This is a genomic window from Mesorhizobium sp. M7A.F.Ca.CA.004.04.2.1 (assembly GCF_004022825.1).
Lineage (GTDB): Bacteria > Pseudomonadota > Alphaproteobacteria > Rhizobiales > Rhizobiaceae > Mesorhizobium.
The window spans coordinates 1-3,133 of sequence record NZ_RZPH01000732.1 but is presented as its reverse complement, the minus strand read 5'-3'; the positions used below and the strand labels follow the sequence as shown (position 1 = coordinate 3,133).

Annotated in this window: 3 protein-coding genes; all 3 read left to right on the top strand. The window is 63.7% G+C overall.

Features of this window, described 5'->3' with window-relative positions:
• On the top strand, positions 1-1,096 hold a 1,096-nt coding region (locus EN893_RS26070; RefSeq protein WP_128361881.1), incomplete at its 5' end, for a DUF1217 domain-containing protein.
• A gap of 7 nt (positions 1,097-1,103) precedes the next feature.
• Complete coding sequence (flgF, locus tag EN893_RS26065; RefSeq protein ID WP_128361880.1) at positions 1,104-1,826, top strand: flagellar basal-body rod protein FlgF; 723 nt, start codon at positions 1,104-1,106, stop codon at positions 1,824-1,826.
• A 3-nt stretch (positions 1,827-1,829) separates the two neighbouring features.
• The coding region (fliI, locus tag EN893_RS26060; protein ID WP_128361879.1) for a flagellar protein export ATPase FliI at positions 1,830-3,133 on the top strand (1,304 nt) is incomplete at its 3' end.

The window sequence follows — 3,133 nt, the reverse complement described above, 5'->3', positions numbered from 1 at the left end:
GCTCATCACCAAGGACATTTCAAAATCGATCGACAGGATCGAGCAGCAGCCCGTGGTTGATCGCGACACCAAATATTATCTCGCGAATATCACCAAGGTGAAATCGATCGACGATTTCGTCAAAAACGACCGTTTGTTCAAGTATGCCATGAAGGCCTACGGGCTGGAGGACATGGACTACGCCAAGGCCTTCATGGTCAAGGCACTCAAGGAAGGCGTCTCCGATCCCGACAGCTTCGCCAACAAGCTGACCGACAAGCGTTACGCCGAATTCGTCAGCGCCTTCAACTTCGCCGCCAACGGCGCCGATGCGACCATCTACAACAAGACACAGCAATTGGTGACCAAGAACTATGCCATCCAGGCCCAGATCGCCGGCCTCGATCCCAATTCGGCCTATGTGAAGGGCGAGACGACATACTATCTTGCCAACATCACCAAGGTGAAGTCGATCGACGATCTGATGTCGAACAGCCGGCTCTACACATACGCGCTGGCGTCATTCGGTCTCGACTCGGCGACGGAGGACAAGGATCTCATCAAGCGGGTTCTGCAAGGCGGCGTCCGCGACCCCCACAGTGTCGCCAACAAGATGACGGACAAGACCTATGCCGCGCTTGCCTCCGCCTTCAACTTCGAAGCCTATGGCGAAAACACCACCACCATCAATCCGGCGCAGCAGCCGACCGTCGACAAATACATGCGCCAGACCCTCGAAGAGGATGCCGGTCAGGCCAACCAGGGCGTGCGGCTGGCGCTTTACTTCGATCGCAAGGCCCCAACCATCACCAGCTGGTATGACGTGCTGGCCGACACCGCGCTTGCCAGTGTCGTGCGCACCGTGCTCGGCCTGCCCGATTCCTTCGCCACCGCCGACGTCGACAAGCAGGCGCAGCTGTTCGAGCAAAAACTCGACATCTCGGATTTCTCCGACCCCGAGAAACTCGGCAAGTTCCTGACCCGCTTCACCAGCATGTACGAGATCAACCACCCGACTTCATCGGCCGTCACCTCGGTCAGCGTGCTATTTGCCCAGCCACTCACCGTCGGCATCTCCACCGACCTGATGATGGCCATGCAGAAATTGAGGTTCTGAGGCCATCATGCGGGACAGCCTGTACGTCGCCCTTTCGTCGCAGATCGCGCTCGAGCGGCGCCTCGACACCATCGCCGACAACGTCGCCAACGCCTCGACGATCGGCTTTCGCGCTACCGGCGTGAAGTTCGAGGACGTCGTCTCCGGCACCGGGCAGAAATCGGTATCCTTCGCCTCCCCGGGCAAGACCTACCTTTCCGGCGCCCACGGCGCCTTGAGCGAGACCGGAAATCCCTTCGATTTCGCCATCCAGGGCGATGCCTGGTTTGCCATAGAGACGCCGGTCGGCACCGTCATGACCCGCGACGGCCGCTTTTCGATGAACGAGAACGGCGAGCTGATGTCGATCGAGGGCCCCCCGGTGCTCGATGCCGGCGGCTCGCCGATCCAGCTTGATCCCCGCAACGGCCCACCCAAGGCCGGGGCCGATGGTTCGTTGCGCCAGAACGATCAGCTTGTCGGCTCGATCGGTCTCTACAATTTCGACCCAGGCCCGAACTTCGTCCGCTACGGCAATTCCGGCATCGTTCCGGCACGCACCCCGGAGCCTGTCACCGACCGCTCCGATGTCGGCGTCGCCCAGGGTTTTCTCGAAGAGTCCAATGTCAATCCGGTGCTGGAGATCACCCGGCTGATCATGGTCCAGCGCGCCTTCGAGAACACCGCCGCCCTGATGCGGCAGACCGACTCGTCCACAGACGAGGCGATCAAGACGCTCGGCTCGAAATAATCCATGTCGCTCGACCAACCATCCCTGCGCGCACCCGAAAGACAACTCCAGCCGGCGCCGGAAGACCGGCTTGCCGCGCTGGAACGGGTCTGGCGGCGTTTCGCCGACGCCGAGGCGCTGCTCAAGCGCGGCGGCCGCGTCATCGAAGTCACGCCCACGCACTACAAGGTGCACGGCCTTTCCGGCTTCGCCAGGCTGGGCGACATCGTCGAGCAGCGCGGCGATGCCGGTGCGCGGCGCGGCGAGATCGTCAAGATCGGCCGCGACGAGGCCGTCGTGGCACCCTTCGAACGCAGCGCCGATTCCGGCATCGGTGATGCCGTTTTCCGCCGAGGTCCGCTCGTGGTGGCGCCGCATGCCTCGTGGCGCGGCCGCACCATCGACGCACTCACCAGGACGATCGATGGCGGCCCGCCGCTCGCCCGGGGAGACGACACATCGCGCGGCGCCCAGACGACGCCGGGAGCCATGGCGCGGCAACGCGTCGGCACTGCCTTCATGACCGGCGTCAAGGTCATCGACATCTTCACGCCGCTCTGTTTCGGCCAGCGCCTTGGCATCTTTGCCGGCTCCGGCGTCGGCAAGTCGACGCTGCTCGCCATGCTCGCCGGCGCCGACGCATTCGATACCGTCGTGGTGGCGCTCATCGGCGAACGCGGCCGAGAAGTGCGTGAATTCCTCGAGGATACTATCGGCGAGAGCATGGCCAAGACCGTCGCCGTCGTCGCCACCAGCGACGAAAGCGCCATGATGCGCCGGCGTGCGCCGGACACCGCCATGCGCGTCGCCGAGCATTTCCGCGACCAGGGGCATCGCGTTTTGCTGGTGCTGGATTCGATCACCCGCTTCGCCCACGCCCTGCGTGAGGTGGCGACGGGGACCGGCGAGCCGCCGGTCGCGCGCGGTTATCCGGCCTCGGTGTTCACCGAACTGCCCAAGCTGCTCGAACGCGCCGGGCCGGGCGGGGAAGGCAAAGGATCCATCACCGCCATCATTTCCGTGCTGGTCGACGGCGACGATCACAACGATCCGGTCGCCGATTCCGTGCGCGGCATCCTCGACGGCCATGTCGTGCTCGACCGTGCGATCGCCGAACAGGGTCGCTATCCCCCCGTCAACCCGCTGTCGTCCATATCGCGGTTGGCCGGAAAGGCCTGGAGCGTAGAACAGCGCGCGCTGGTGACAAGGCTGAAGTCGATGATCTCGCGCTTCGAGGACACGCGCGATATCCGGTTGCTTGGGGCCTATCAGGGGGGCGCCGATGCCGAACTGGACATCGCCGTGCGCCAGGTGCCGCTGATCTATGA

What these genes read in the sequence shown, in the direction of transcription:
- flgF (WP_128361880.1), top strand. Translation starts at nt 1,104, where the DNA reads ATGCGGGACAGCCTGTACGTCGCCCTTTCGTCGCAGATCGCGCTCGAG.